The sequence below is a fragment of the Pelagibius marinus genome, from assembly GCF_014925385.1.
Taxonomy (GTDB): Bacteria; Pseudomonadota; Alphaproteobacteria; order Kiloniellales; family Kiloniellaceae; genus Pelagibius; species Pelagibius marinus.
On the sequence record NZ_JACSDK010000013.1, the window covers coordinates 253,702 to 278,361 of the forward strand.

The following is a 24,660-nucleotide window of genomic DNA, read 5'->3' on the forward strand; positions in this document are numbered from 1 at the left end:
CCTTGGGACCGGCCCGCGCCCTGCCGCGCGGGCCGCAAGGTGAAACCCGGTCGAGGGGAGGTCGTCCGTGCTTTACTATCTTACCAAACGCCTTGGTTTGTCGGCACTGGTGATCGGGCTCGTCGTCCTGGTGCTGTTCTCGCTGCTCTATTTCATTCCCGGCGATCCGGCGACGATCGCGCTGGGGCCGCGTGCGACCGAGGAGGCCATTGCGCGCTATGCCGAGAAGATGCATCTCGACGAGCCGGTCTGGCGGCAATTCCTGATCTATATCGGCAATGCGCTGACCGGCGATCTGGGACTGGATGTGTTTTCAGACCGGCCGGTGACCGCCATTATCCTGGAACGGATCGGCTTTACCTTGTCGCTGGTCGGCGTCGGGATGGGCTGGGCCGTGCTGCTCGGCATCCCGCTGGGCTGCCTGGCGGCGGTCAGGCCCAATAGCTGGCTCGACCGGGTGACCGGAATACTGTCGGTGGGCACCATCGCCGTGCCCTCCTTCCTGGTCTCGATCTGGGCGCTGCTGATCTTCGCGGTGCATCTGCGCTGGCTGCCGGCCATCGGGGCGGGCGAGCCAGGGCAAGTCGGCGACCAGCTGATCCACCTGATCCTGCCGGCCTTTGCCATCGGTTTGAGCTGGGTGGGCTATCTCGCGCGGATGGTTCGCGCCTCGATGCTCGAGGTGATGGGCGAAAACTATATCCGCTCGGCCCGCGCCTTCGGCCTGCGGCCCCGGCGGGTGATCTTCGGTTACGCGCTGCGCGTTGCCATCCTGCCCACGATCACCCTGATCGGCATGGGCTTTGGCGGCATGATCTCCTCGACCGTCTTCGCCGAGATCATCTTTGCTCGCCCGGGTCTCGGCAAGCTGATCTTCGACGCCGTCATGGCGCGCAACTTCCCCATCGTGCAGGGTGCGGTTCTGGTGGCCACCGGCCTCTATGTCCTCGTCGTCCTGTTTTCCGACACCCTCATAGCCTGGTTTGATCCCCGTGTCCGAGAATCGCTCTGAATCCGAAACCGGGATCCTGGCCGTCGATGTATCGGGCCTTTCCGATCATGTGACCGATGCCGAGACCCGCGAATCCGCCGCCCGCGAGCGCCGCGAAAAGCTGCGCATGTTCCTGACCAACTGGCAGGGCCTGACCGGGCTGATCCTCGTCGCCGTGTTCTTCGCAAGCGCCATCTTCGCGCCCTGGCTGGCACCATATGATCCCAATGCGCTGGACGTGCCGGCGCGCTTGTCTGGTCCGACGCTGGACCATTTAGCGGGCACCGACCAGTTGGGGCGCGATACGCTGTCGCGCATCCTGTTTGGCGGGCGCGTGGCGCTGAAGATCGCGGCGATCGGCGTCTCTGTCGCCCTGACCGTCGGACTTATCCTCGGCATGATCGCCGGGTTCGGGCCGCGCTGGCTGGACAGTTTGCTGCTGCTGGTCTTCGACACGGTGCGCTCCTTTCCGACCATCGTGCTGGCGCTGGCCACCGTGGCGCTGACCGGGCCGAGCCTGGCCGTGGTGCTGGCGATCGTGATCATCACCTCGATCCCGCAATATGCGCGGGTGGCGCGCACCGCCACGCTGACGCTGAGGAATACCGATTTCATCCTTGCCGAACGCTCGTTGGGCGCCAGCATGACGCGCACCCTGCTGCATCACGTCATGCCAAACGTGGTCGGGCCCCTGCTGATCCTGGCCGCGATGGATGTGCCGGTTGTGGTCACCGTCGAGGCCGGGCTCAGTTTTCTGGGCCTTGGCGTGACGCCGCCCACTGCCAGCTGGGGCACGATCCTGAACGAAGGCTACCTGGTGATCCGTGACGCGCCCTGGATGGTGATCGCCGGGGGCATCCCGCTGATCCTGACCACGCTGGGCTTCACATTCCTCGGCGAGGCGCTACGCGACATTTTCGATCCACGTATGGGGAAAGGACGCTGATATGCCACAGGATGCAGCACACGCCCCCGAGACCCTGCTGGATGTGCGCAATTTGTCGGTCGATTTCCGCACCCCGCGCGGTCGGGTCAAGGCCTTGCGCGACGTCTCCTTTCCGATCCGCAGGAACCGGATTGTGGGCATTGTCGGCGAAAGCGGATCGGGCAAGTCCACGGTGCTCTGGGCACTCCTGGGGCTTCTGGCCAAGAACGCCGATGTCATGGGCGGCGAGGTCCGCTTCGGCGACCGCGACCTGCTGCATGCCAGCGAGGCGCAACTGCGCGCCACCCGCGGCGAGGAGATCTCGGTGGTCTTCCAGGACCCGATGACCAGCCAGATCCCGGTGCTGACCTATGGCCGGCAAATGCTCGACATCCTCTACCGGCGCCCCAACGTTTCCGCCACCGAGAAACGCCATATGGCCGTTGAAATGTTGCGCAAGGTGGGCATTCCCGATCCCGACAGGCGGATCGACCAGTATCCGCATCACTTCTCGGGCGGGATGCGCCAGCGCGCAGGCATTGCGATGGCACTGCTCACGGGACCGCAACTCCTGCTGGCGGACGAGCCGACCACGGCGCTGGACGTCACCATGGAGGCGCAGATCATCCACCTGTTGCAGGACTTGCAGAAAGAGCTGGACGCGACGATCGTCGTGGTTTCGCACAATCTGGGCCTGATTGCCGAACTCTGCGACGACGTGGTCGTCATGTATGCAGGCGAGGTGATCGAGGCGGGAGACGTGCGCGAAATCTTCCACAACGCGCAGCACCCCTATACCCGCGCCCTGCTGGAATGCGATCCGGCGCGGATCAACGACGTGTCGCGCAAGCTGCCGGTGATCCCCGGCGACATTCCCGATCTGTCCAAGGCGCTTTCGGGCTGCATCTACGCGCCGCGCTGCCAGCGGGTGCTGCCGGTATGCCGAGAGACGCTGCCGCCGGACGTGGCGCGCGGCGAGATGAGCCTCGCGCGCTGTCACCTTCTGGACGGGCCGCACCGCGATTCGAGCTGGCCGCCGCCGCTGGACGTGATGACCGTGGGCCAGGGCGAGGGCACAGCCGCAAAGCCCGCCCGCGCGCAGCGCGACGCCCCGCTCCTCGATATCTCGGACCTGAGCGTGCAGTTCGAGGTCGTCGGGCCCATCCAAGCGCGGCTCAAGGGGTTGACCCAGCGCCATGTGGACGCGGTGCTGGATGTCAGCCTGTCGGTCGCCCCTGGCGAAACTGTCGGGCTGGTGGGCGAAAGCGGCTCGGGCAAGACGACGCTGGGGCGCTGCGTGCTCAACCTCCTGCCGTCGCAGGCGGGCCATGTGCGCTTTGAGGGAGAGGACATCCGCAACATGCCGGAGGGGCGCTTCAAGCCTTTGCGCCGGGACATGGCGATGATGTTCCAGGACCCGGTCGGCTCGCTTTCCCCGCGCAAATCCGTGCGCGCCCTGATCACCGAGCCCTTCCAGATCCACGGCATCGCCGGCGTCGACCTCGATGCTGAGGCCGAGCGGCTTGCCGAGATGGTGCGGCTGCCCAAGCACTTCCTGTCGCGCTATCCGCATGAATTGTCAGGCGGGCAGGCAAGGCGCGTCGGCGTGGCCCGCGCCCTGGCCCTGAACCCCAAGCTGATCATCGCCGACGAGCCCACCGCCGGGCTGGACGTGTCGGTTCAGGGCGAGATTCTCAACCTGATGGCCGATCTGCAGGCCGAGCACGGGCTGGGCTATCTGATCATTACCCACAACCTGCCCGTGGTGCGCCATATCGCCGACCGGCTGGCGATCATGTATCTGGGCCGCATCGTCGAGGAGGGGCCCACGGACGAGGTCTTCGCGCGGCCGGTTCATCCCTATACGCGGGCGCTGGTCGAAGGCGTGCCGCAACCCGATCCCGACCGCCGCCGCGTGCATGTGTCGATCTCGGGCGAGGTGCCGAGCCTGCTCAACCGGCCGAAGGGCTGCGATTTCGCGGGGCGCTGCCCGGTTGCCCAGGACCGTTGCAGGACCGAGAAGCCGCCTCATTTGACCATGACGGATGGGCGTCGCCACGCCTGCCATTTCCCGCTCGGTTAGTCACTGAACCCCCCAGTTAACACAGAAAACAATGCGCTGCGGTGTCCAAATCGGGTGCAAGCGCACGGCTGACGGGTTGCCTGCCTGGCCGGCGACAGCGATGAACCTGGAAGTCACTGGCAGGAGACCTGTCTGCGCGTAGGGCACCCAGAGGGAGGGCAGCCGTGACGGTCGGCGTGACCCCGCAGGCCGACTTGCCCGGTTATCTCCGCGAGATCCCACAGACCCTCGAGACCCCGCGCAACATGCTGGTGAGTTGCAGCTACTTCCTCGGTGTTCCCGCGCTGCTGTCACATGTGGAGTGAAAGGTGCGGGGTCGGAGCGCGAGACGGTTGAGTAATCCGGCGCCTTGCCGTCCAGAGCCAGCTGACAGAACCGGCGGTAGGCCAGATTTAGGTGGACTTCCTCGCACAGATGCCACGCCGAGCGGATGGCAAAGCAGTAGCCGATAATCAGCATGCGGATCATCAGCCCGGGATCGACTGAGGGGTTGCCGATGTTGCCGTGATGGCCGGCCAGCTCCTGCCGCGCCATCATCGCGCGGCTGGCGGAGGGTGAGGCGACGGTGCAGGATCTGGCCCGGCCGATTTCGATCAACCAGCCCGCCATCTGCCGCCGCCTGAAGGTGCTGGAGGAAGCCGGGCTGATTTGGGCTCGCACCCAAGGCACCGCCCGCCCCCACCACCTGAAACCGGCCGCCGTCAAAGCCCTGCAGGACCGCGCAGACAATGTCTTGATATCAAGGGGGAAAGCGGGATAACGTGGCGCTGCCGGTCTCGAACTTAAATTATTTAGTAAAATGAATAGCTTAAGCCGAAAGCTCTCCGTCGCGCCCATGATGGACTGGACCGACCGCCACGAGCGGGCCTTCCTGCGCGCCATCTCCAAGCGCACGCTGCTCTATACGGAGATGGTGACGACGGGCGCCATCCTGCACGGCGACCACGACCGCTTTCTCGCCTTCGAGGCGGCCGAGCACCCGGTGGCCCTGCAGCTCGGCGGCTCGGAGCCGGAGGACCTGGCGGCCTCGGCGCGCGCAGGCGCGGCGCGCGGCTACGACGAGATCAACCTGAACCTCGGCTGTCCCAGCGACCGGGTGCAGCGCGGCCGCTTCGGCGCCTGCCTGATGACCGAGCCGGCGCTGGTGGCCGACTGCGTGGCCGCCATGATCGACGCGGTGGATGTGCCGGTCACCGTGAAGACGAGGATCGGCGTCGACGAGCAGGACTCCTACCGGGACCTGACGGCCTTCGTGGAGAAGGTCGCGGCCACCGGCTGCAGCTCCTTCACCATCCACGCCCGCAAGGCCTGGCTGAGCGGCCTCTCGCCCAAGGAGAACCGCGAGGTGCCGCCGCTGCGCTACGACGTGGTCTACGACCTGAAGCGCGACTTCCCGGAGCTGGAGATCGTGCTGAACGGCGGCGTCCAGAGCCTGGACGAGGCCGAGGCTCACCTGGAGAAGGTCGACGGCGTCATGATCGGCCGCGCCGCCTACCAGTCGCCCTACATCCTGGCGGAGGCGGACAGCCGCTTCTTCGGGGCGGCGGCGGCCCCGCGCAGCCGCGAGGAGATTGTCACCGACTTCCTGCCCTACGTTGAACGGCAGTTAAGCGACGGCGTGCCCTTGAAGTCGATCACGCGCCACATGCTGGGCCTCTTCAACGGCCTGCCCGGCGCGCGCGCCTGGCGGCGCTGCCTGGCCGAGGAGGCACACAAGCCGGGCGCGGGGCCGGAGGTCATCGAGGAAGCCCTGGCGCGCTGGCGCGAGACCCGGGAACGGCAGCGGGCGGCCTGACGGCCAACCCTATTCCTGCGACAGGAAGCTGACGCCGAGGCGCCTTAGCCGTGCCGCCTCCCGCGGGCCGGGAACGCTGTAGGCGAGAAGCTTCAGCTTCTGCCGGCGCAGTTGCTTGATAAAGGCCGAAACGGTTTCTGGCTCACGAGCAAGGAACTTGATGAGTTCCCAGGTTTTGAAGGTAAGAATCGGCGTGCGGAGCATCTGCGGGTCGATGTTGCCAAGCTTGGGTGCCGCGCACTGCGCCATCATGGCGCGGCAGTAGTGACGCACGCTGAGGAAATGTTCGGCGACCTTCGCCGGCAACAGCTCACCTGGAATCTCCACGATATTGAAAATCAAGGCAGCGCGCGCCGGCTCTGTGAGCGTGTCGCAGACGGTCTTGAGGTGTTCGAGGCGCCGCTTGTTCTCGATTGTCGAAAAGTGAATGTTCGTGACAAGGACGATGTTTTTGCCGGGTGGCCGGCTGAATATCTCCTCAGCGACTTTTGCAAGCATCAGCACGTCGAGGTCGCGGACCAGGTCCTCGGAGGCCGGGCGGTGGCTGCGGATCTTCTCGATCTTTTCCAGGGTGTCCTGGTCAAACGCGGCGAATCGGAATGGCGTGGGCGCGCCGCCTTGAGTCACGATCTCATGCAGCTGGAGCGTGGAATGGTCGGCGATTTCCATCAAGATTGCGCGTTCGGCCTGCTTCGCGCGCTCGGCCGCTGCCTCCAGCCGCGCCGTCAGTAGCCCGATAAGGTCATCGCTGTCCTTGACGTCGTCAATGCCGAGTTCGATCTCATGAGCCTCGCCATGGACCGTCAAGGCCGGCTGATCGCTGCCAGTCCCAACGATTTCGTCGAGAAATGCGTCGGCTTCCGCCGTCAGTTGCGCGGCGCCCGACCCCACGTCCTTGCCGAGGATCTTCGATCGAATTTCGTCGGCGATGGCGCGCGCCTTGAAGGCCGCGTCGGCTTCGCTCAGCTCTGCAAAACAGATGGTGAAGTTGTCCCTGCTATCGCGCTGATAGACGTCAGTTGGGGCGAGGCGCTTCTCGAGCGTCTGCTCGATGAGGCTGAGGACCATTTCGCCATGGCGCTTCCAGCGCTCGCCCATGGTGGCCTTCAACTCGTCGAGGCCGAGGAGCTGCACACGGCCGGCCACCACTTTCATTGGTGTGGCCTTGACCTGATCCTTAAGCCGTTGCTCGACGTCTTTCCCGCTAGCGGTCTCATTCCGCCTGACCTCGTCAGTGTCTGAGTTGGCTCGATCGTGGGGGGTGGCGCCCGTGCAAGGTGGAGGGTCCGCTTTGCGGCTTGTCGAATCGGATGCCGCTTTGTAGACCCGGACCAGCTGCTCTTCCTGGCGCGCAGCTACCTGGTACACACGCTCAAGGCGCGACTCCACGGCGGCGAGAAGCAGCTCGTAGTCGACCGGCTTAGTGAGGTAGTCGTCGGCACCCAGCTTCTTTCCCTTGACCATGTGCTCGCGGTCCGCCAGCGCGGTTAGAAAGAGGAAAGGAAGGTCGCACTTGTCTGGATGCTTGCTGCGCAGTTCCGCCAGAAGGGCATGGCCGTCCATAACCGGCATGGTGATGTCGCTGATGACCAGGTCCGGCTTCTGCTGCAGGATGGTTTCGAGCGCGGTGCTGCCGTCTTCGGCCTCGAGTGTGTTATAGCCGGCATCGCGAAGTTCCTCCACGATGTCCTTGCGCAGATCTTCTTCGTCTTCGACGCAGAGAATCGTTGCCGACATGTCACTTCCTTTCGTTTGGCGGCCGCACGGCGGGTGAGTCTTCATCCGGCGTGCCTCGCGCTTCACGGCTGCGGGCTTCGAGCAAGCTTCGAAGTACCTTTACCAGCTCGCTGTAGTCGACAGGTTTGGTGAGGTAGTGCTGTGCGCCAAGACCGACGCCCTTTTCGACCTGCTCCTTCTGGGCATGAGCCGAGAGGAATACGACCGGGGTTGTGGCGAAACGAGGTTGGCCGCTGCGGATGGCTTGCAGCATATCGATGCCGTTCATGACGGGCATGAGGCAGTCGCTGAGGATCAGATCGGGGTTGAAGTCCGTGAGCAGGCGTAGCCCCTCGCTGCCATTCGACGCCACGGCCACTTCGTAGCCTTCTTCTTCGAGAACCTCTACTAGGTCCTCGCGCAGAGCGGCTTCGTCCTCCACACAGAGAATTTTGACCATGGCTAGGGGGTGTCCTTCGCTGTCCCAGATTGATCCATATCAGGCGGAAAGAGCGGCGGAGGCCGCCGCATCCGCTTCACCGTATCTAGTGGGAATTGTGACCGAGAATGTGGAACCTTTTCCTTCGGTGCTGTCCACGGTGATGTTGCCGTCATGCAGTTCGACCAGGTGTTTGACGAGATGCAGGCCGATACCGGTGCCCGGGATGCCAGCCGAGGTGCTGGCACGAAAGAACTTCTCAAAGAGCTTCGGCATTTCGGCTTCGGGAATGCCGAGGCCGCGGTCGCGTACCGAAACGACAACATTTCGGCCCACGGTGCCGGCCTTGACGGCAATGTCGGGCGCATCGGGTGCGTACTTAACTGCATTGGATAGGAGATTCGTGAGGACTTGGTCCATGCGCTTGGCGTCGATCAAAATGCGCGACGGCAGGTCGGCGATGGTCAGGTCGATCTTGTGATGCTTGGCAATCTCCTGCTGGCGCTGGCAGACTTCGCGAAGCAGCGCCGCGAAGTCGCATTCGGCAGCTTCCAGCTCGATGGTGCCGGCCTCCATGCGCGATACGCTAAGGGTGCTGTCGATCAACTCGATCATGCGCACAACGGCGCTGCGGATCTTTCCTGTGCGCTCGCGGAGCTGGTCCTCCGTGTCCTTGCCGACCCGCCGTTCGATACGCTGGGCAGCGCCGTCGATGATTGCGACGGGTGTGCGGAACTCGTGCGAGACCATGGAGACGAATTCGCGGTGCAAGGCGTTGTATTCGCGCTCTTTCTCCAGGGCATTGGAAAGCCGCAGAGTCTGCTGCTGCTGCTCGGCGGTAAGCCGGTCGATCAGGGCGACGTTCTCCCGGAAAGTGACCAGGGCGCGGGCCATATCGCCGACTTCGTCCCTGCGGTCTGTGCAGGGGATTTCGAAAGTCTTGTCTCCGTTGGCTATTCGTGTGGTGGCCTGAGTCAGCTGGGTCAGGGGGTCGCTCAGTTGGCGGTGGACGATTGCCAGCGACAGGGTCGTGAAGGCCGCGAAGAGGACTATAGTAATGAAGGCCGCCCGCAGGAACATTGCCCGCATCGCCCGGTCGATCTCCGCAAGGCTCCAGGCGACGACAAAAGTTCCGGCAGGCTTGCGGCCGTCATGCGAGGTGACCGGTGTTGCGACAACGAGCTTGCCGTCCAGCTCTGCCGTCCAGGTGCTGTCGAGCCGGAGATCGGCCCCCGCGTTCAGCCGAAGCTCTTGGAAGTTGAAAGGCTGCGAAGAGTTCTGCTGGTAGGTGGTCACGACGTTTCCTTGACGGTCCAGGGTGACGGCCGCCACGACGTGCAAGTCCCTGTGGGTGATCATTGAGTCGTAGGTGTCCTGAGCGATCGACGGCTTGCGCCATCGCAGCGGCCCGTAGAGTTGCGCCGCGATGACCTCCGTCATGCGGATGCTATCTTGCAGCTCGGTCTCGTAGAGCAACGAGCGGGTATGATTGTTCTGGACCCAGATGACGATGACGAAGCCGATGCTTACCCCGATCGCTCCTAAGGCTGCCAACTTGTTGCTGACTGTCAGGAAGCGGCGAAGAGGACCATTTTCGCATGTCTCAGCAGTCATTGATTAGCTCCAACGGCCTCCCTTCCAGCGCCCGAGGCCCGCGGAAGCGGGCCGCGCGGTTGCATTGCTGCCGGTGAGGTTGCTGATAAGATAGGTTGCACTCGTTAAGGAGGTGATAATCAAACCGTCGTGATTCTCGCGATGACAAAATCAACCCGGCGTTTCAACTAAAGGGCCGCTTCAGCAGTGCGTGCATGGTCGCTGGCCGCTAAACTGCCGCGCCGCAGTGCATGGGCGTCGTGCGCCTGCTTGCCGGCGAGGCAGCGAGAGGACGGATGGACAAGAACAAGAAGCGCGGGCTGCTGAACGGCCTGACCCACTACGGCGACCCCGACTTCGCGGCCTATCTCCGGCGTTCCTTCGCGCGCTCCATGGGCTATTCCGAGGAGATGCTGAACCGCCCCATCGTCGGCATCACCTGGACCGCCAGCGGCTTCAACAACTGCCACCGCGGCGTGCCGCAGCTGGTCGAGGCGGCCAAGCGCGGCGTGCTGGCCGCTGGGGCCCTGCCGCTGGAATTCCCCGTCACCTCCCTGGGCGAGGTCTTCCTCAATCCCACCAGCCTGCTGTACCGCAACCTCATGGCCATGGACGTGGAGGAGATGGTCCGCGCCCAGCCGATGGATTCCGTGCTGCTGGTGGGTGGCTGCGACAAGACCCTGCCGGCCCTGGTCATGGGTGGGATTTCCGCCGGCAAGCCCGCCGTGGTGCTGGCCACCGGCCCCATGTCCACCGGGCGCTATCATGGCGAACGCCTGGGTGCCTGCACCGACTGCCGGCGCTTCTGGGCGCAGTACCGCGCCGGCGGGCTGGACGACAAGCAGATTCGCGAGATCGAGGGCAACCTCGCCACCACGCAAGGGACCTGCGCGGTCATGGGCACGGCCAGCACCATGGCGATCCTCTGCGAGGCCCTGGGCCTCATGCTGCCCGGCGGCGCCGCCGTGCCCGCCGTCCACGCCGACCGCCTGCGCCAGGCCGAGGCCAGCGGCCTGCGCGCCGCGCAGCTGGCCATGGATGAGAAAGGCGGCGACCTCACCTTCGACAAGATCATCGACGCGAAAGTCGCCGAGAACGCGCTGCGCGTGCTGCTGGCGATCAGCGGCTCGACCAACGCCGTGGTGCACCTGGCCTCGATCTTCGGGCGGCTCGGCCTGACGCTGGACATGGACCTGCTGAACCACCTCAGCGAGGAGACGCCGGTGCTGGTCGACCTGAAACCGACCGGTGCCCACTACATGGAGGACCTTCACGCCGCCGGCGGCGCGCCGGCGGTGCTGCGCGCGCTGAAGCACCAGCTGCACCTCGACGTGATGACCGTCACCGGCAAGACGCTGGGCGAGCTTTTGGACGAGAGCGACCCCTGGGTCGACCCCAGGGTGGTGCGACCGCCGGAGGATCCCATCTCGCCCCAGGGCGGGCTGGTGGCGCTGAGCGGCAGCCTCGCCCCCAAGGGCGCGATCCTGAAGCGCGCCGCGGCGACGCCCGAACTCTTCGAGCGGGAGGGCCGCGCCGTGGTCTTCTCCTCCCTGGAGGACCTCTCCGCGCGCATCGACGATCCCGACCTGGACGTCACCCCCGACGACTTCCTGGTGCTGCAGAACGCCGGGCCGCTGGCCAGCGGCATGCCTGAGGCCGGCTACCTGCCGATCCCGGCCAAGCTCGCCAGGGCGGGCGTGAAGGACATGGTGCGCATCTCCGACGCTCGCATGAGCGGTACCGCCTTCGGCACCATCGTGCTGCACGTCTCGCCTGAGGCGGCGCTTGGCAGCCCGCTCGGCCTGGTCAGGAACGGCGACCGCATCCGCCTTTCGGTGAAGGAGCGGCGCCTCGACCTGCTGGTCGAGGAAGCCGAGCTGGCCGAACGCCGCGCGGCCTTCACGCCGCCGCCCGGGGTCGGCGCCGAGCGCGGCTGGCGCCGCCTGTGGCGCGACCACGTCCTGCAGGCCGAGGACGGCGTCGACCTGGACCTGCTGCGCGGCGCCTGAAAAATTTTTGCCGGCGCGTCACAAGCCGGGCCGCCCGCTCGTCGTCTCCGTAACAGCGTTTCATCGCAAGGAGAAAGGGACACCATGCTGCAGACCAAGGCTTTCGACTTCCGCCGACAGATCCCCACCGTCTACCAGGCCATGGGCGGCGTCGAGCAGGCCATCACCGCCCAGGGGATCGACCCGATGCTGCGCCATTTGGTGAAGCTGCGCGCCTCGCAGATCAACGGCTGCGCCTTCTGCGTGAAGATGCACACGGAGGAAGCGCGCAAGGACGGCGAGACCAACGAGCGGCTCGACCGGCTGGTCGTCTGGGATCAGGTCGACGACTTCAGCGAGAAGGAGAAGGCGGCCCTGGCCTGGACCGAGGCGCTGACCACTCTGGACCGCGGCGCCGACCACAGCGCCGTCAAGGCGCGGCTGCTGGAGCATTTTTCCGACCCGGAGGCCTCCACCCTGACGGCGGTCATCGCCATGATCAATCTGTGGAACCGCATGGGAATTGCGGCGCATTAGGCAAGTGGCCAAACCATGATCGACGACAGAGGCCTCGCGACCTTCGAAGAAGCCCGGCCCGCCCTGCGCGGGCTGGCCTACCGCATTCTCGGCTCCCTGGCAGAAGCCGAGGACGCGGTGCAGGACACTTTCCTGAAGTGGCAGGCCGCCAACCAGGCCGAGATCGAGAACCCTCCGGCCTGGCTGACCACGGTCTGCACGCGCCGCTGCCTGGATCTGCTGAAGGCCGCCGACCGCGCCCGCGTGGACTACGTGGGCACCTGGCTGCCGGAGCCGTTGCAGACGGCCAGCGCAGAGAGCCCGGTCGAGCTGGCGGCCTCTGTCACCACCGCCTTTCTGCTGCTGCTCGACCGCCTGACGCCCAAGGAGCGCGCGGCCTACCTGCTGCGCGAGATCTTCGACCAGGACTACGCCGAGGTGGCGCAGACCCTCAGGATCCAGGAGGCCGCCTGCCGCAAGCTGGTGTCGCGGGCCCAAGCCGCTTTGCGCCGGGAAGAGGCGCGCCGCGTGGCGCCGCCGGCCCGCCAGGCGGAACTGCTGGACGCCTTCCAGCTGGCCGTCAACAGCGGCGCGACGGAGCGCCTCAGCGCCCTGCTGGCCGACGACATCGCGCTGAGCGCCGACGGCGGCGGCAAGGCTACCGCGGCCAGCCGGGTGCTGCGCGGCCGCAAGGAGGTGCTGGGCTTCATCACCAAGATTTTGGGGCGGTCCTGGCCGCAGTGGCGGCAGGTCAGGACGGAGATCAACGGCGTCCTGGGCCTGGTCATCATGGAGGGCGACACGATCCACGCCTCCATCACCTTCGGCTTCGACGAGGAAGGCGCGCTCAGCAACATCTACATCATGCGCAATCCGGAGAAGTTCGGCGGCCTTGGCGCGGATCCGCGCGACATGCACTGAGCCTCGACCGCGGCTTCGCCCCTGAATCCCCACTCACCGTAAATCGGAAATGGCCGGGCCCTGCCTTTCGCCAGCGCGTTGAGCGAACCGCCCGGGGTGTCACAACCCTGGGCCCGTTGCCGCTGTTCGACGTTGATGCGCTAATTGACCGGCTCCGTTGTTCGGAAGCCACAGGTAATCTCCCCGGGGGTCCCGAGTTCGGTCAGAACAAATACAGGGGAGAGATGAGAATGCCAGACGCATCAGTATTGACGCAGAGCGGGAAGCCCCATCAGGTCACCGATGAGGCGCTGGAGGAACTGAAGGGAGCACTGCGCGGAAGCGTGCTGTTGCAGCAGGACGAGGGTTACGACGGGGCACGCGCGATCTGGAACGCGATGGTCGACCGGCGTCCGGCCCTCATCGTGCGCTGCGCCGGCGCCGCCGACGTGCGGCGCGCGGTGGCGCTGGCGCATGACCACAATCTTGTCGTCGCCGTGCGCGGAGGCGGCCACAACATCGCCGGCAACGCGGTCTGCGAGGGCGGCCTTATGATCGACCTCTCGACGATGACCTCGGTGCGCGTCGATCCGCAGAAGAAGACCGCCTGGGTCGAGCCGGGCGCCACCCTGGGCGACCTGGACAAGGAGGCGCAGGCATTCAATCTCGCGCTTCCCGTCGGTATCAATTCGACGACGGGAGTCGCAGGGCTCACCCTCGGCGGCGGCTTCGGTTGGATCACGCGCAAGTACGGCATGACCATCGACAACCTGATCGCAGCAGACGTGGTGCTGGCCAACGGCGATCTCGTGCGGGCCAGCGAGACGGAGAACCCCGATCTCTTTTGGGCACTGCGTGGTGGCGGCGGCAACTTCGGTATCGTGACGGCCTTCGAGTTCCGGCTTCACGACGTCGGCCCGGAAGTCCTGTCGGGCCTTGTCGTGCATCCGCTGGACGGCGCGGCGGAACTGCTGCAGGCCTACCGCGACATCGCCGCCTCGGCGCCGGACGAGCTCACCGCCTGGGTGGTGCTGCGCAAGGCCCCGCCGCTACCTTTCCTGCCGGAGGAATGGCACGGGCGCGAAGTGCTGGTCTTCGCCGTCTGCTATTGCGGCGACATGGCCGAGGGCGAAAAGGCGCTGGCGGAGCTGCGCGGGCTCGGCAAGCCCATCGCCGACGTGGTGGCGCCGCATCCCTTCACCGGCTGGCAGGCGGCCTTCGATCCCCTGCTGGAGCCCGGGGCGCGGAACTATTGGAAGAGCCATGACTTCGCCGAGCTCTCCGACGCGGCCATCGACGACCTGCTGGCGGCGATCAAGACCCTGCCGACGGAGGAATGCGAGGTCTTCATCGCCCACGTCGGCGGCGCCATGAGCCGCGTGCCGGAGGACGCGACCGCCTACCCGCAGCGCAAATCGCATTTCATCATGAATGTGCACACGCGCTGGCGCGAGGCGGAGCAGGACGCGGACTGCGTCGGCTGGGCCCGCAGCCTCTTCGACACCATGGGCCGCTATGCGGTCGGCACCGTCTATATCAACTTCATGCCCGACGACGAGGCGGACCGCGTCGAGGCGGCCTACGGCCCGAACTACAAGCGCCTGGCCGAGGTCAAGGCGAAGTACGACCCGGCCAATCTCTTCCGCATGAACCAGAACATCCAGCCGAAAGGCTGACGCCGATATGAAAAGCCCCCGGGACCCTGGAGCGGGTCCCGGGGGCGGTCGCGGGGAATCGGGCGGGCTTAGGCGGCCCTGCTGGGGCGCTCCCCGGCGCCGTCGATGTGGCCGTGCAGGACGTCGCCGCAGTCGCGATGACCATTAAATCGGGGTAGCGCCCGATCTCCGTGACCAGGTCGTCGACCAGCCCGCGGCTGAACCTTGTCCAGCGATCTTCGCCGGTAATATTCGCGCACGGCAGAATGGTCACGGAGGCAGGCCGAACCCTGGTTTCCGGATTCGCCGCCTCGCGGACGATGAATTCGCCTTCTCCATTGCCGCCCAGAAACCGGTAACCCCGGCAGTGGACCGTTTCTATGAACCGCGGGTTTCGGGGGTCGTCACCCAGGGCCTGGCGCAGATCATGACGTACTCCTTGATCAACCCCTCCGACACGCAGAGGCCTTGCCAGGCGTCTTCGAGTATACGATTTTTCGTGAGCAGACGGTTGGGATTGGATACGAACAGGCGCAGCAGTTGAAACGCCTTGTTGCTGATCGGCAGTGGCTGATCGCCCCGCCACAGGCGCTCTTCACTGATATCGAGCTTGAAGCTGGCCATGATATGCACCCCGCTCGTATTCGGCGGGTCTCAATGCGCGTCGCCGATACGAAAACGGAACCATTCATGCGCCTGGAGGGTATGGCCCAAGGTCAGCGGGATTCCATGCCGGGTGCCTCTGCCGCTTGTCACCGGAATTGCCTCCAGTCGCAATTGCGGTAGAATTACAACAAGAGGCTTCCCCGAATGGCCCCTCGGCCATACTCCTGTCTTACTCCGGCACGCCTGCCACGCGGAGCAACTCGACGCGGCGTTCTCTGTCGCGATCATCGGTGTAGGGGACATAGGCGGCATAGGCCTGCAAGGTGAAGCGGGGATTTATCCGCCGAATCTCGGTGGCGGCGGCCTCCGCCTTATCCATCGTGCCGAGCGCGCCATAGCACACCGCCAAGACCACGTGCAGGGAGACATAATCGGGGTCGAGAGCGACGCCGCGCTCGGCGACCTCGACGCAGAGATCGGGATGGTCCTGGAGCCAGTAGGCATTACCGAGCCATTCCAGATAGTTCGGGGGATGGAAGGGGTCGAGCCGGATGGCCTGGGTGAGAGCGCTGACGGCGTCCTCGCCGCGTCCCGCATAGACCAGCACGGAGCCGAGGTTGCTCAGCGTTATGGCTTCCCGCGGCTCCAGGGCGAGCGCCTTGTTGATTTCCGCCTCGGCTGCGCCGAACTCGCGGCGCCACTGGTAGATCATCGCTAACAGCACGTGGGGGGCAGGATCCTCGGGACTGAGCTCGGCAGCCTTTGCCGCCAGCTTCTGGGCTTGCGCGAGATTTTCGTCGCGTCCCCTTCCCCAGACACGCCATTCGTCGAAGAAATTGAAGCCCAGAAGGCTGTGGGCTTCGGTATAGGCCGGGTCGAGCTCGATGGCCCGCTGGAGCAGGTCCCGTGCTTCGGCCGCCGCTTCGCTGTCGAAGCGGGTGAGGAGCTTCCGCGCCCGCAGCACAAGGTCGTAGGCTTCGAGACTGGTAGTCTTCGCGCTCTCGGATTGCTCCCTCTCAGTCAGATGCAGTTCCAGCGCGTCGACGATCTTCTCCAGGATCGCGTCCTGGACGGCGAAGATGTTTTCCACCTTGCGGTCGTAGCGCTCGGCCCAGATGTGCCCGCCGGTCGTGGCGTCGACGAGCTGGGTGTTGATGCGGACCTCGTCGCCGACGCGGCGCACGCTACCTTCCAGCACATAACGCACGCCCAGAGCCTCGGCCACTTGGCGCACCTTGACCTGCTGCCCCTTGTAGACGAAGGAGGAATTGCGGGCGATCACGAAAAGACCGCTTATCTTTGAGAGGTCGGTGATGAGGTCCTCGGTCATGCCGTCGGCGAAATACTCCTGGTCCGGGTCGTCGGAGAGGTTGTCGAAAGGAAGGACGGCGATGGAGGGCTTGTCCGGCAGGGCAAAAGCCATCTGCTCAACAGAAGCGGGCTCCTTCTCAGGCAGCCAGGACTGCCACCATGCAATCGCCAGGAGTGCGGCGAGGCCCAATATCGCAGTGGCGGCGATGGCCGGCCGAAACCCGCGCCGCGGCGATGTGGTGCCGGCGGCGATTGGCGTGAGGAGCGCCACCGCCTTGTCGTCGAGGGCGACACGATAGACGGTGACAGGTTCGGCGATATTCTTGACCTGCCGCTCGCCCAGGTCCTCGAAGGTGAGGTCCAGCTTGCCCTTGACCTGGTTGAAGACGTTGCGCGAGATCCAGACGCCGCCGGGTTCGCAAAGCTCTTGCAGGCGCGCCGCCACATTCACGCCGTCACCATAGATGTCGTCGCCTTCGACGATGATATCGCCGATGTTGATCCCGATGCGAAAGACGATCCGGTTCTCGGAAAGCGCGGCTTCCGGATGGTGCAGGGCCGCCTGGACCTCGGTGGCGAAGGAGACCGCGTCGACGACGCTGGCGAATTCCATCAGCGCCCCGTCGCCCATCAGTTTCACGGTGCGCCCACGATACTGCTGCGCTTTCGGGTCAATGAGATCCCGGCGGAGTGTCTTGAGAGCCTTGAGGGTGCCGGCCTCGTCTTCCCCCATCAGCCGGCTGTAGCCAACGACGTCGGCGGAAAGGATGGTGGTGAGACGACGTTCCAAGGTCTGTCCCCCTCGCGGGAAAGACTATCGGCGAACGGCAGGGAAATCCATGCGGGAAGAAGAAGTACCGGGTTTGTCGTCCCTCGATGCGGATCCGGGGGGCGCCGATGTGCCCATTCATAGATCAGTGGGACGCAGTTAAAACCTTGGATAGTGCTGCGGCCCAGCTGTAGTTCGCCGGTTTGACGCGCATCATCGACGGTGACTAGGCTTTCCTCCCGGTGACGCCTTGGTGCAGAGAGAAATTGAGCGAGGCGGCATCGGAACAAGTGCGGGGGTTGCGTTCATTTTTCTTTGAATGGATGAAGGGACCAGCACTATGCAACTTCTGCGATCGATCATGCTGGGTTCGGCTCTCTGTTTCGCTGCGGCTGAGGCCGGTGCCGAGCCGATGACCCTGGATGCCGTGCTGACTACGACAGAGGACATCTCCCTCAATTTCGAGAACGACAAGCGGCATTTCCTCACGCTTCTGCTGCGCGAAGGCACCGCCGGGGGTGAGGGCGTCTTCGAAGGCGCCGCGGTGGCTGAGTACGGGATGCACGACGTAACCGGCGAGGTCGGCGGCGAGGCGAGCGGCTATGTGGTCGCGACCACGACCGGGGGCGACATTGCCTACTTCCGCTGGCGGCTGCAGGCGGTCTTTGTCGAGGGCGCCGACGGCAAGGCCGAGGTCGTCAACAGTGGCCTCTGGGAACTGGCCGGCGGGACCGGGCAGTTCGCTGCCCAGCGAGGTGTAGGCTCCCTGAAGATTGAGTTTCCGAGCAAGACGGAGCGGCGCTATATCCTGACAGGCGATATTGCGCCCGCCCCCTAGCCGCCCCGAAGGGCGGGCTCACACCACCTTGCTGTGCAGCTCGCCGACGCCGTCGATGTGGCCGTGCAGGACGTCGCCGCGGCTGACCGCGGCCACGCCGGAGGGCGTGCCCGACAGGATGACGTCGCCCGGCGCCAGCTCGAAGAGCCCGGAGAGGTAGGAGATCATCTCCGGCACCTTCCAGATCATCTGGCCCAGGTCGCCCTCCTGGCGGGTCTCGCCGTTGACCTTCAGCCAGACGGCGCCCTTGTCCGGGTGGCCGATCTCGCTGGCCGGCACCAGGTCGCTGCAGGGGGCCGAGTGCTCGAAGGCCTTGCCCACTTCCCAGGGCCGGCCCGCCTTCTTGGCCACGCCCTGCAGGTCGCGCCGCGTCATGTCCAGGGCGACGCCGTAGCCCCAGACGTGCTCCATGGCCTTGTCGAGCGGGATGTCCTTGCCGCCCTTCGACAGGGCCACGGCCATCTCGATCTCGTGGTGCACGTCGCTCGACTGCGGCGGGTAGGGGAAATCGCCTCCGCCGGTCACCAGGTTGTCCGGGTTCTTCTGGAAGAAGAAGGGCTCCTCACGGTCGGGATCGCCGCCCATCTCGATGGTGTGGGCGGCGTAGTTGCGCCCCACGCAGTAGATGCGGTGGACCGGGAAGACAGCGTCGCTTCCGCGCACCGGGATCACGGCGGGCTTGGGCGGCGTAATCACGAAACTCATGGTCTTGTCGTCTCCAGAAGAATGCAGGGTGCTAGTGTCGGGCGGCGGCATAGTAGTCGACCTTTCTTTCAAGCCAGGCAAGTACTTCGTTCAGAGTGAAAGCGAAAGCAAAAAGCACGAAGAGCAGCGCCCAGAAATGTTCCATCAGGAAGCGCGAAGAGTAGAGCTCGAAGAGCCGGCCGAAACCGATGATGGAGACCAGGAGCTGCCCGATGACCACACCCTTGACCGCGCGGATCATGCCCAGGCGGATGCCGGAGAGAATCTCCGGCAGGGCCGCGTAGATGTAGATCTTGCCGAAGGCCTGCCAGGGGTTGGCGCCGAAGACCTGGGCCATCTCCACCAGAGAGGGCGAGATGCCGCGCACCCCGGCGCGGGCGTCCAGCACGATAATCCACACGGCGAAGAGCACCACGGTCATGACGATGGTGGTCTCGCCCAGGCCGAAGATCACCATGATGACCGGCACCAGCGCCGTCAGGGGCGCCGAGAGGAAAAGGTTCACCCAGGGCAGGAAGACGCGGTCGGCGATGATCGATCGGCCCATGATCACGCCCAGCGGCACGCCGACCGCGATGGCGATGGCGTTGCCCAGCAGGAAGGCCTTGCCGGTGATCCACAGGGCCTCGGCGAAGGTGGCGGTAGGCACGATTTCCACGATGCGCGCGAAGACGGCCGAGAGCGGCGGGATGATGAAGCTTGCCCCGCTGCGGCCGACCACCTCCCACAGCGCCGCCCAGATGATGAGCGAGCAGAAGAGGGGAACGCGGATCTTGCCGATGACCATCACACGCCCTCGTCCAGGTACTTCTTCAGGCCCTGCCAGATCTCCTCGACGGTGTCGATGTAGGCCGGGTCGCGGCGGATGGCCTCCGGATCGTCGCCACGCGGGATGTCGGGCTCGACGATCTGCGAGACGCGCGACGGGCGGCGCGACAGCAGCACGATGCGGTCGGAGACGTAGACCGCCTCCTCGATCGAGTGGGTGACGAAGAGGAAGGTCTTGCGCTCACGGGCCACCAGCTCCAGCAGGTCTTCCTGGAACTTGCGCCGGGTCTGCTCGTCGACCGCCGAGAAGGGCTCGTCCATCAGCAGCACCTTGGCGTTGACGGTCAGCGCCCGGGCCAGGCCGACGCGCTGGCGCATGCCGCCGGAAAGCTCATGCGGATAGGCCTTCTCGAAGCCCTTGAGGCCGACCTGGCCGATGTAGCTCTCGGCCACCGCCTCGCGCTCGGAGCGGGCGACGCCGCGCAGCTCCAGCCCGAAGGCGACGTTGCGCAGAACGTTGGCCCAGGGCATGAGGGCGAAGTCCTGGAACACGAAGGCGCGCTCCGGCCCCGGCCCGGTGACGACCTTGCCGTCGACCCGCACTTCGCCGCCGGTGGCGGGGATCAGGCCGGCGATGATCTTCAGCAGCGTGGTCTTGCCGCAGCCGGAGGGGCCCAGCAGCGTCGTCAGCTGGCCTTCCGGGAAGTCCAGGGAGACGTGGTTCAGCGCCTCGGTGCCGCCAGGATAGACCTTGGAGACGTCCTCCACCTCGACGATGGCGCGGGGCTCTGCGGGGATGGCTTCTGCGGTTGCGGCGTTCATCGGGTGGCTCGCTTTTCGGGACGGAAGAGGGTCACCTCCAGGCGCTCGATCAGCTCGATGAACAGCACGGAGAAGACGATGATGGAGAAGATCGCGGCGTACATCTTGGCGTATTCGGCGATCGACTGGTTGTAGGTGATGATGTCGCCGATGCCGGTCGGGGTGATCAGCAGCTCGGCCAGGATGACGCCGATGAAGCCGGCGGCGCAGCCCAGGCGCAGCCCGGCGAAGATCACCGGCGCGGCGGCGGGCAGCACGATCTTCCAGATCACCTGCCAGCGCGAGCCGAGGAAGGAGCGCCCCATCTCCAGCAGGGAGAGCGGCGTGTGGCGCACGGCGTTCAACGAGTTCAGCACGATCACCGGCATCGCCATGATGCAGACGGTCATGACCTTGGCGGTCAGGCCGATGCCGTAGGCGAAGGTCAGGATCGGGATCAGCGCGGCCAGCGGCGCCGACTGAGCGATGATGAAGAGCGGCGCGCCGAACCATTCGGCCAGGCGGTTGAGGCCCATGGTGACCCCGAAGGCCACGCCGACGACCACCGAGGCGAGAAGGCCGATGGCGAGCGGCTGCAAGGTGATCCAGAAAGCCTGGAACAGGGTGCCGTCGGCGACGAGGCCGGAGAGCGCGTCCATGGTCTCCAGGAAGGTCGGAAAGGCGGGGCTGATGGGCACCCGCCCGGCGTATTCCCAGGCGCTGAAGACGATGACGACGGAGACCAGGCGCAGGAACAGCGGGTGGCTGACCAGCTGCGCCATAACGTTGGGGGCCGGCAGGGCGACGGGCGCGACGGGCGGGGCGCTGTCGCTGCCGGAAGAAAGCCCCGTCCCTGCAGGGCGGGCGGGGGCAGGGCTGGCCTGCCCCTCCGCCCTCAGGGCCGGGGATGAGGTGGGTGTTTGCAAGGAAGTTCTCCGCCTGCGTACTGGTTACAGGCCGAGCTTTTTCCTGGCCGCGTTCAACGGCTCAAGGTTCCAGTATTCCTCCACTTTGAGGGACTCCGCCGGGCCCTGCAGCTGGCCAGCCTCGGTATAGAACGCGAAGTCCGCCTTGGCCGCCGCCATGCCGCCACCGGCCGGATCGAAGAGGCCTTCCTTGGCGCCCTCGGTATAGAAGGGCACGACCTCGGCGAGGATTTCCTTCGGCTGGTCGGCGAGCAGATTGCGCTTGGCGCGCTCCTCCTCGATGATCGCCGGGTTGTCCTTCATCTCGTGCCACAGCTTCAGCAGCTCTTCGACGACGATGTTCACCTGCTCGGTGTTGCTGTTGATCCAGTTCTCGCTGGCGAAGATCAGCTCGTCGCTGGGCACCTCGCTGACGCCGGGCAGCACATGGAACTTGTCGCCGGCCATCTCCAACAGCTTGTTCTTGTTGGCGAGGTCGACGATGGTCGCATTAATCTGGCCCTTCATCATCGCGATGATGCGGTTCTCGGAGCCGGGCACGTAGCTGCGCGGGCCGAACTCGATGCCCTCACGCTTGGCGATGATGTTGCCGATGGCCTCGGTGCCGGTGCCGCGGGCATGGAAGGTGAAAGGCTGCCCGTCCAGGTCCTTCCAGGACTGGATGTCGTTCGAGGCGACCGGAAAGAACACCAGGCGCGACATCTGGAAGATCGCCTTCAGCGGCACCTTGCTCTTCTGGATCACCGAGTAGGGCGTGCCGACGCCCAGGTCGGCCTGGCCGTTGACGATCGACTGAATGGCCAGCTCTTCCTTGGCGAAGGAAGTCATCTCATAGTCGACGCCCCGGTCCTTGGCCCGTTCCAGGGCGATGAGGAAGGCCAGGGTTTCCACGGAAACCACGTCGCCCAGGGCGACGCGGACTTTCTCCGCCGCCTCGGCCGGTGGGGCCAAGAGCGCCGAACCCGCCAAGAGCCCGACCATCGCGGCCGCGGCGACGCTACGCCGAAAGACGTTTCTTACTTGCTGCATGATTTTTCCTCCCCGGCCTGCGCGTTTCTTGGCGCCGTCGTTTTGCGGGCGGCGGGCGGCAGGCCTTATTGCTGAGGACCAAAGCCTAACCAATTCTTGATTGGTTCCGCAATTGATTTATATTGGTCAGCCGCAATTGACTGCGTTATAGGCTACGCCTAGTGTGCGCCTGGGCTGGGGAGCACCAATTTGGCCAATGGACGAGAGCCGGCGGACGGAGGTCCGCGGCAGTAGAACGGAGTCGGCATGGATCAGGGACAGGGAGCTTTGACGCAGCTGCGCGCCTATCTGGCGCAGCGCGATCTTCCCGCCAACACCCGCCTTCCCCCGGAACGGGAGCTCTGCGACATCCTGGGCGTCTCGCGCGGCGAGCTGCGCAAGGCCCTGGCGGTGATGGAGAGCAACGGCGAGCTGTGGCGCCATGTCGGCAAGGGCACCTTCATCGGCACCCGCCCGGCCAAGGAATACTCCGACGTCGCCGGCATTGCCGCCCTGACCAGTCCGCGCGAGGTGATGCAGGCACGCCTGCTGATCGAGCCGCAGATCGCCCGCGAGGCGGCGCTGAACGCCACCGCCGGGGATATCGCCGAGCTGAGGCAGTGCATGCAGGCCTCGCGCCAGGCCCAGACCTGGCGCCAGTACGAGAACTGCGATAACCGCCTGCACCGCACCGTGGCCGAGGCGGCGCACAACACCGTGCTGCTGGCTCTCTTCGACACGCTGAACGCGGTGCGCCGCGCCGTGGTCTGGGGCCGCCTGCGCGACAAGGTGGACCGCCCGCCCAAGGACCACCACAGCTTCAAGGAGCACGAGCTGCTGGTGAAGGCCATCGAGGAACGCGACATGGACGGCGCCAGCCAGGCCATGCTGCGCCACCTCTCCCAGGTCCAGGCCAACCTGCTCGCCGCCCGCCAGGCCGCCGAGTAGGCACCGCTTCCCGCTACAAGAACCGCAGGGCCTTCGAGGCCGCGCCTTCAGCGTGCGGCCCGAAAAGGCTGCTCAACTTGCCGGGCTTTTTTCCCGGCGCTAGGCTCGAAGCTCAGTATTGCCGGCAGCGAGCCTGCCGGGTCCGGCGAAATCTCCCGGGGGTCGTAGACGAAACGTTTTCACAACGGAGGGAGTCATGGCCGATCCCATGGAAGTCGTGAAATCGATGTGCGCGCGCTACCAGGCGGCGGTCAGCGCGAACGACTCCGCCGCCTACGGCAAGCTGTTCGCCGAGGATGCGATACGGGTGCCGCCCGGCTCGGAGCCCGAGCACGGCCCGGAAGCCATCGCGCAAAGCGAGCAGAAGGACTACGACGTCGCCAAGTGGACAATCCAGTCCAGGCCCTTGGACGCCTTGCCGGTGGGCGATGACTGGGTCTACGGAATCGCCGAGGCGGAGGTCAATACCGTGCCCCACTACGGCGGCACCGGAAAATCCTTCAAGGCGACGAAGACCTGGCTGCTGCAGAAGCAGCCTTCGGGCCAGTGGTTGATCAAGCGGCAGATGTGGAACCTGAAGTAGGTCTTGTCCGCGTTTCGAGCAGGGCCTCTCGTCGCCCCGGCGGCGGATGGACTTTACTTGCCCTGGAAATGCCCCGGCCGTGTGCTCATGTGAATCGCTGGACGGCCGGCGACAGGATGCTGCCGGGCGCCGCGGGCTGTTGCCGCGGCGCTACGCCTGTTTTTCAGGTGCTTCCTCTCTATCCAGGAATCGCGGACCTGCGTCGTGCCAGGAGACGAAAGGAGGCCGCCATGACTCTCTGGCTCATCACGCCTTCGGCGCGCTACGGGGACTCGCGTTGGCTGGATCATCCGATCTGGCTCGAAGTCATCGTCCGCGCGCCCTCGGCCGCCCGCGCGCGTCTGCTCGCGGCCAAGATGGAGGCCGGACAGATCGCCGACGCTACGCCTGTGGGCAATGAAACCCACACGTTCCACAGCGCCTTTCAGGACGAGAAGCTGTACCAGGTCCGTCAGCTCAATCCTGGCGATGCGCAGGGACATGACCCGGAGGGCGAGGAGCGCGTGCTCTCCGCCACCCTGGGCGCGGTACCACACGACACCTGATCTGCTCAAGGACTAGAAGTACCAGGACAGCCGGATCTCGATGAAGGAGTCGCGGGCGAAGCCGTTCAGCAGGTCGTTCTCGTCGATGTTGTCGAAGACCTGACCTTCGATCTCCAGGCTCAGGCTGTCGTTGAGGCGGCGCTCGAACTCGACCGAGAAAACCCGCTCCTCCTGGTCGAGGTCCAGGATGACGCCGGCCAGCAGCGTGGTGTCCTCCACGTCGTTCAGCGTCAGCCGGGTGCCGAGGAAGA

Annotated in this window: 25 protein-coding genes and 1 pseudogene; 14 read left to right on the forward strand and 12 right to left on the reverse strand. The window is 65.4% G+C overall.

Going from position 1 to position 24,660, the window contains the following annotated elements; translation table 11 throughout:
• The first annotated feature begins 67 nt into the window (after nucleotides 1-67).
• The 4 genes from H7X47_RS15965 to H7X47_RS15980 all read left to right on the forward strand — a co-directional run bounded on the left by H7X47_RS15965 (nucleotide 68) and on the right by H7X47_RS15980 (nucleotide 4,304).
• Nucleotides 68-1,012: an ABC transporter permease gene (locus H7X47_RS15965; protein WP_193369701.1), complete on the forward strand. Its 945-nt coding sequence runs from the start codon at nucleotides 68-70 to the stop codon at nucleotides 1,010-1,012.
• Entirely contained in the window at nucleotides 993-1,937 is a 945-nt protein-coding gene (locus tag H7X47_RS15970; protein ID WP_319633619.1) for an ABC transporter permease, read from the forward strand. Before H7X47_RS15965 ends, H7X47_RS15970 begins: the two co-directional genes overlap by 20 nt.
• A 1-nt stretch (nucleotide 1,938) precedes the next feature.
• Nucleotides 1,939-3,999: a dipeptide ABC transporter ATP-binding protein gene (locus H7X47_RS15975; protein WP_193369702.1), complete on the forward strand. Its 2,061-nt coding sequence runs from the start codon at nucleotides 1,939-1,941 to the stop codon at nucleotides 3,997-3,999.
• A 164-nt stretch (nucleotides 4,000-4,163) separates the two neighbouring features.
• Nucleotides 4,164-4,304, forward strand: a complete 141-nt coding sequence (locus H7X47_RS15980; protein WP_193369743.1) for a hypothetical protein — start codon at nucleotides 4,164-4,166, stop codon at nucleotides 4,302-4,304.
• 13 nt (nucleotides 4,305-4,317) lie between these two features.
• On the opposite strand, the pseudogene H7X47_RS15985 reads toward H7X47_RS15980, so the two are convergent.
• Nucleotides 4,318-4,527 (reverse strand): annotated as a pseudogene (locus tag H7X47_RS15985) (transposase); the annotation flags it as partial.
• 16 nt (nucleotides 4,528-4,543) lie between these two features.
• On the opposite strand from H7X47_RS15985, the gene H7X47_RS15990 reads away from it, so the two are divergent.
• Both H7X47_RS15990 and dusA read left to right on the forward strand, forming a co-directional pair.
• A complete protein-coding gene (locus H7X47_RS15990; protein ID WP_227010547.1) occupies nucleotides 4,544-4,759 on the forward strand; it encodes an ArsR/SmtB family transcription factor in 216 nt (71 codons plus the stop codon).
• A gap of 39 nt (nucleotides 4,760-4,798) precedes the next feature.
• Entirely contained in the window at nucleotides 4,799-5,794 is a 996-nt protein-coding gene (dusA, locus tag H7X47_RS15995) for a tRNA dihydrouridine(20/20a) synthase DusA (RefSeq protein ID WP_193369703.1), read from the forward strand.
• Nucleotides 5,795-5,803: 9 nt separating this feature from the next.
• Here the strand turns inward: dusA and H7X47_RS16000 are convergent, their stop codons facing one another.
• From H7X47_RS16000 to H7X47_RS16010, 3 genes are read right to left on the reverse strand one after another with little or no spacing between them, the layout of a single operon-like run.
• On the reverse strand, nucleotides 5,804-7,531 hold the full coding sequence (locus H7X47_RS16000) for a response regulator transcription factor (RefSeq protein WP_193369704.1): 1,728 nt from the start codon (nucleotides 7,529-7,531) through the stop codon (nucleotides 5,804-5,806).
• A 1-nt stretch (nucleotide 7,532) separates the two neighbouring features.
• The gene (locus tag H7X47_RS16005; protein WP_193369705.1) at nucleotides 7,533-7,970 is read right to left on the reverse strand and encodes a response regulator; all 438 of its coding nucleotides are present in this window, start codon (nucleotides 7,968-7,970) and stop codon (nucleotides 7,533-7,535) included.
• A gap of 39 nt (nucleotides 7,971-8,009) precedes the next feature.
• A complete protein-coding gene (locus H7X47_RS16010) occupies nucleotides 8,010-9,563 on the reverse strand; it encodes a sensor histidine kinase (RefSeq protein ID WP_193369706.1) in 1,554 nt (517 codons plus the stop codon).
• 275 nt (nucleotides 9,564-9,838) lie between these two features.
• Between H7X47_RS16010 and H7X47_RS16015 the strand changes: the two genes are divergently transcribed.
• From H7X47_RS16015 to H7X47_RS16030, 4 genes are all read left to right on the forward strand, one after another.
• Entirely contained in the window at nucleotides 9,839-11,551 is a 1,713-nt protein-coding gene (locus H7X47_RS16015; RefSeq protein ID WP_193369707.1) for a dihydroxy-acid dehydratase, read from the forward strand.
• An 84-nt stretch (nucleotides 11,552-11,635) separates the two neighbouring features.
• Entirely contained in the window at nucleotides 11,636-12,067 is a 432-nt protein-coding gene (locus H7X47_RS16020; RefSeq protein WP_193369708.1) for a carboxymuconolactone decarboxylase family protein, read from the forward strand.
• A 15-nt stretch (nucleotides 12,068-12,082) separates the two neighbouring features.
• Nucleotides 12,083-12,967: an RNA polymerase sigma factor SigJ gene (gene sigJ / locus H7X47_RS16025; protein WP_193369709.1), complete on the forward strand. Its 885-nt coding sequence runs from the start codon at nucleotides 12,083-12,085 to the stop codon at nucleotides 12,965-12,967.
• Nucleotides 12,968-13,197: 230 nt separating this feature from the next.
• Nucleotides 13,198-14,622, forward strand: a complete 1,425-nt coding sequence (locus H7X47_RS16030; protein ID WP_193369710.1) for an FAD-binding oxidoreductase — start codon at nucleotides 13,198-13,200, stop codon at nucleotides 14,620-14,622.
• 357 nt (nucleotides 14,623-14,979) lie between these two features.
• On the opposite strand, the gene H7X47_RS16035 is transcribed toward H7X47_RS16030, so the two are convergent.
• Complete coding sequence (locus H7X47_RS16035; protein ID WP_193369711.1) at nucleotides 14,980-15,225, reverse strand: winged helix-turn-helix domain-containing protein; 246 nt, start codon at nucleotides 15,223-15,225, stop codon at nucleotides 14,980-14,982.
• Nucleotides 15,226-15,436: 211 nt separating this feature from the next.
• Nucleotides 15,437-17,308, reverse strand: a complete 1,872-nt coding sequence (locus tag H7X47_RS16040) for an adenylate/guanylate cyclase domain-containing protein (protein ID WP_193369712.1) — start codon at nucleotides 17,306-17,308, stop codon at nucleotides 15,437-15,439.
• Between the two features lie 319 nt (nucleotides 17,309-17,627).
• Here H7X47_RS16040 and H7X47_RS16045 point away from each other — a divergent pair, with 319 nt between their 5' ends.
• Nucleotides 17,628-18,125 carry a hypothetical protein gene (locus H7X47_RS16045; RefSeq protein ID WP_193369713.1) on the forward strand — a complete coding sequence of 166 codons (498 nt, stop codon included), beginning with the start codon at nucleotides 17,628-17,630 and terminating at the stop codon, nucleotides 18,123-18,125.
• Between the two features lie 18 nt (nucleotides 18,126-18,143).
• Here the strand turns inward: H7X47_RS16045 and H7X47_RS16050 are convergent, their stop codons facing one another.
• From H7X47_RS16050 to H7X47_RS16070, 5 genes are all read right to left on the reverse strand, one after another.
• A complete protein-coding gene (locus H7X47_RS16050) occupies nucleotides 18,144-18,830 on the reverse strand; it encodes a fumarylacetoacetate hydrolase family protein (RefSeq protein ID WP_193369714.1) in 687 nt (228 codons plus the stop codon).
• A gap of 31 nt (nucleotides 18,831-18,861) precedes the next feature.
• Entirely contained in the window at nucleotides 18,862-19,617 is a 756-nt protein-coding gene (locus H7X47_RS16055) for an ABC transporter permease (RefSeq protein ID WP_193369715.1), read from the reverse strand.
• Nucleotides 19,617-20,420, reverse strand: coding sequence for an ABC transporter ATP-binding protein (locus H7X47_RS16060; RefSeq protein ID WP_193369716.1), 804 nt, complete (start codon nucleotides 20,418-20,420; stop codon nucleotides 19,617-19,619). The genes H7X47_RS16055 and H7X47_RS16060 overlap by 1 nt, the downstream gene beginning before the upstream one ends.
• The gene (locus tag H7X47_RS16065) at nucleotides 20,417-21,181 is read right to left on the reverse strand and encodes an ABC transporter permease (RefSeq protein WP_193369717.1); all 765 of its coding nucleotides are present in this window, start codon (nucleotides 21,179-21,181) and stop codon (nucleotides 20,417-20,419) included. Before H7X47_RS16065 ends, H7X47_RS16060 begins: the two co-directional genes overlap by 4 nt.
• Nucleotides 21,182-21,349: 168 nt before the next feature.
• Nucleotides 21,350-22,354 carry an ABC transporter substrate-binding protein gene (locus H7X47_RS16070; RefSeq protein ID WP_227010533.1) on the reverse strand — a complete coding sequence of 335 codons (1,005 nt, stop codon included), beginning with the start codon at nucleotides 22,352-22,354 and terminating at the stop codon, nucleotides 21,350-21,352.
• 246 nt (nucleotides 22,355-22,600) lie between these two features.
• Here H7X47_RS16070 and H7X47_RS16075 point away from each other — a divergent pair, with 246 nt between their 5' ends.
• The 3 genes from H7X47_RS16075 (at nucleotide 22,601) to H7X47_RS16085 (ending at nucleotide 24,409) form a co-directional block, all read left to right on the forward strand.
• Nucleotides 22,601-23,281: a FadR/GntR family transcriptional regulator gene (locus H7X47_RS16075; protein ID WP_193369718.1), complete on the forward strand. Its 681-nt coding sequence runs from the start codon at nucleotides 22,601-22,603 to the stop codon at nucleotides 23,279-23,281.
• Nucleotides 23,282-23,477: 196 nt separating this feature from the next.
• Nucleotides 23,478-23,864, forward strand: a complete 387-nt coding sequence (locus tag H7X47_RS16080; RefSeq protein WP_193369719.1) for a YybH family protein — start codon at nucleotides 23,478-23,480, stop codon at nucleotides 23,862-23,864.
• Nucleotides 23,865-24,094: 230 nt separating this feature from the next.
• Nucleotides 24,095-24,409: a hypothetical protein gene (locus tag H7X47_RS16085; RefSeq protein WP_193369720.1), complete on the forward strand. Its 315-nt coding sequence runs from the start codon at nucleotides 24,095-24,097 to the stop codon at nucleotides 24,407-24,409.
• A gap of 12 nt (nucleotides 24,410-24,421) precedes the next feature.
• On the opposite strand, the gene H7X47_RS16090 is transcribed toward H7X47_RS16085, so the two are convergent.
• A partial coding sequence (locus tag H7X47_RS16090) for a hypothetical protein (RefSeq protein WP_227010534.1) occupies nucleotides 24,422-24,660 on the reverse strand: 239 nt, incomplete at its 5' end.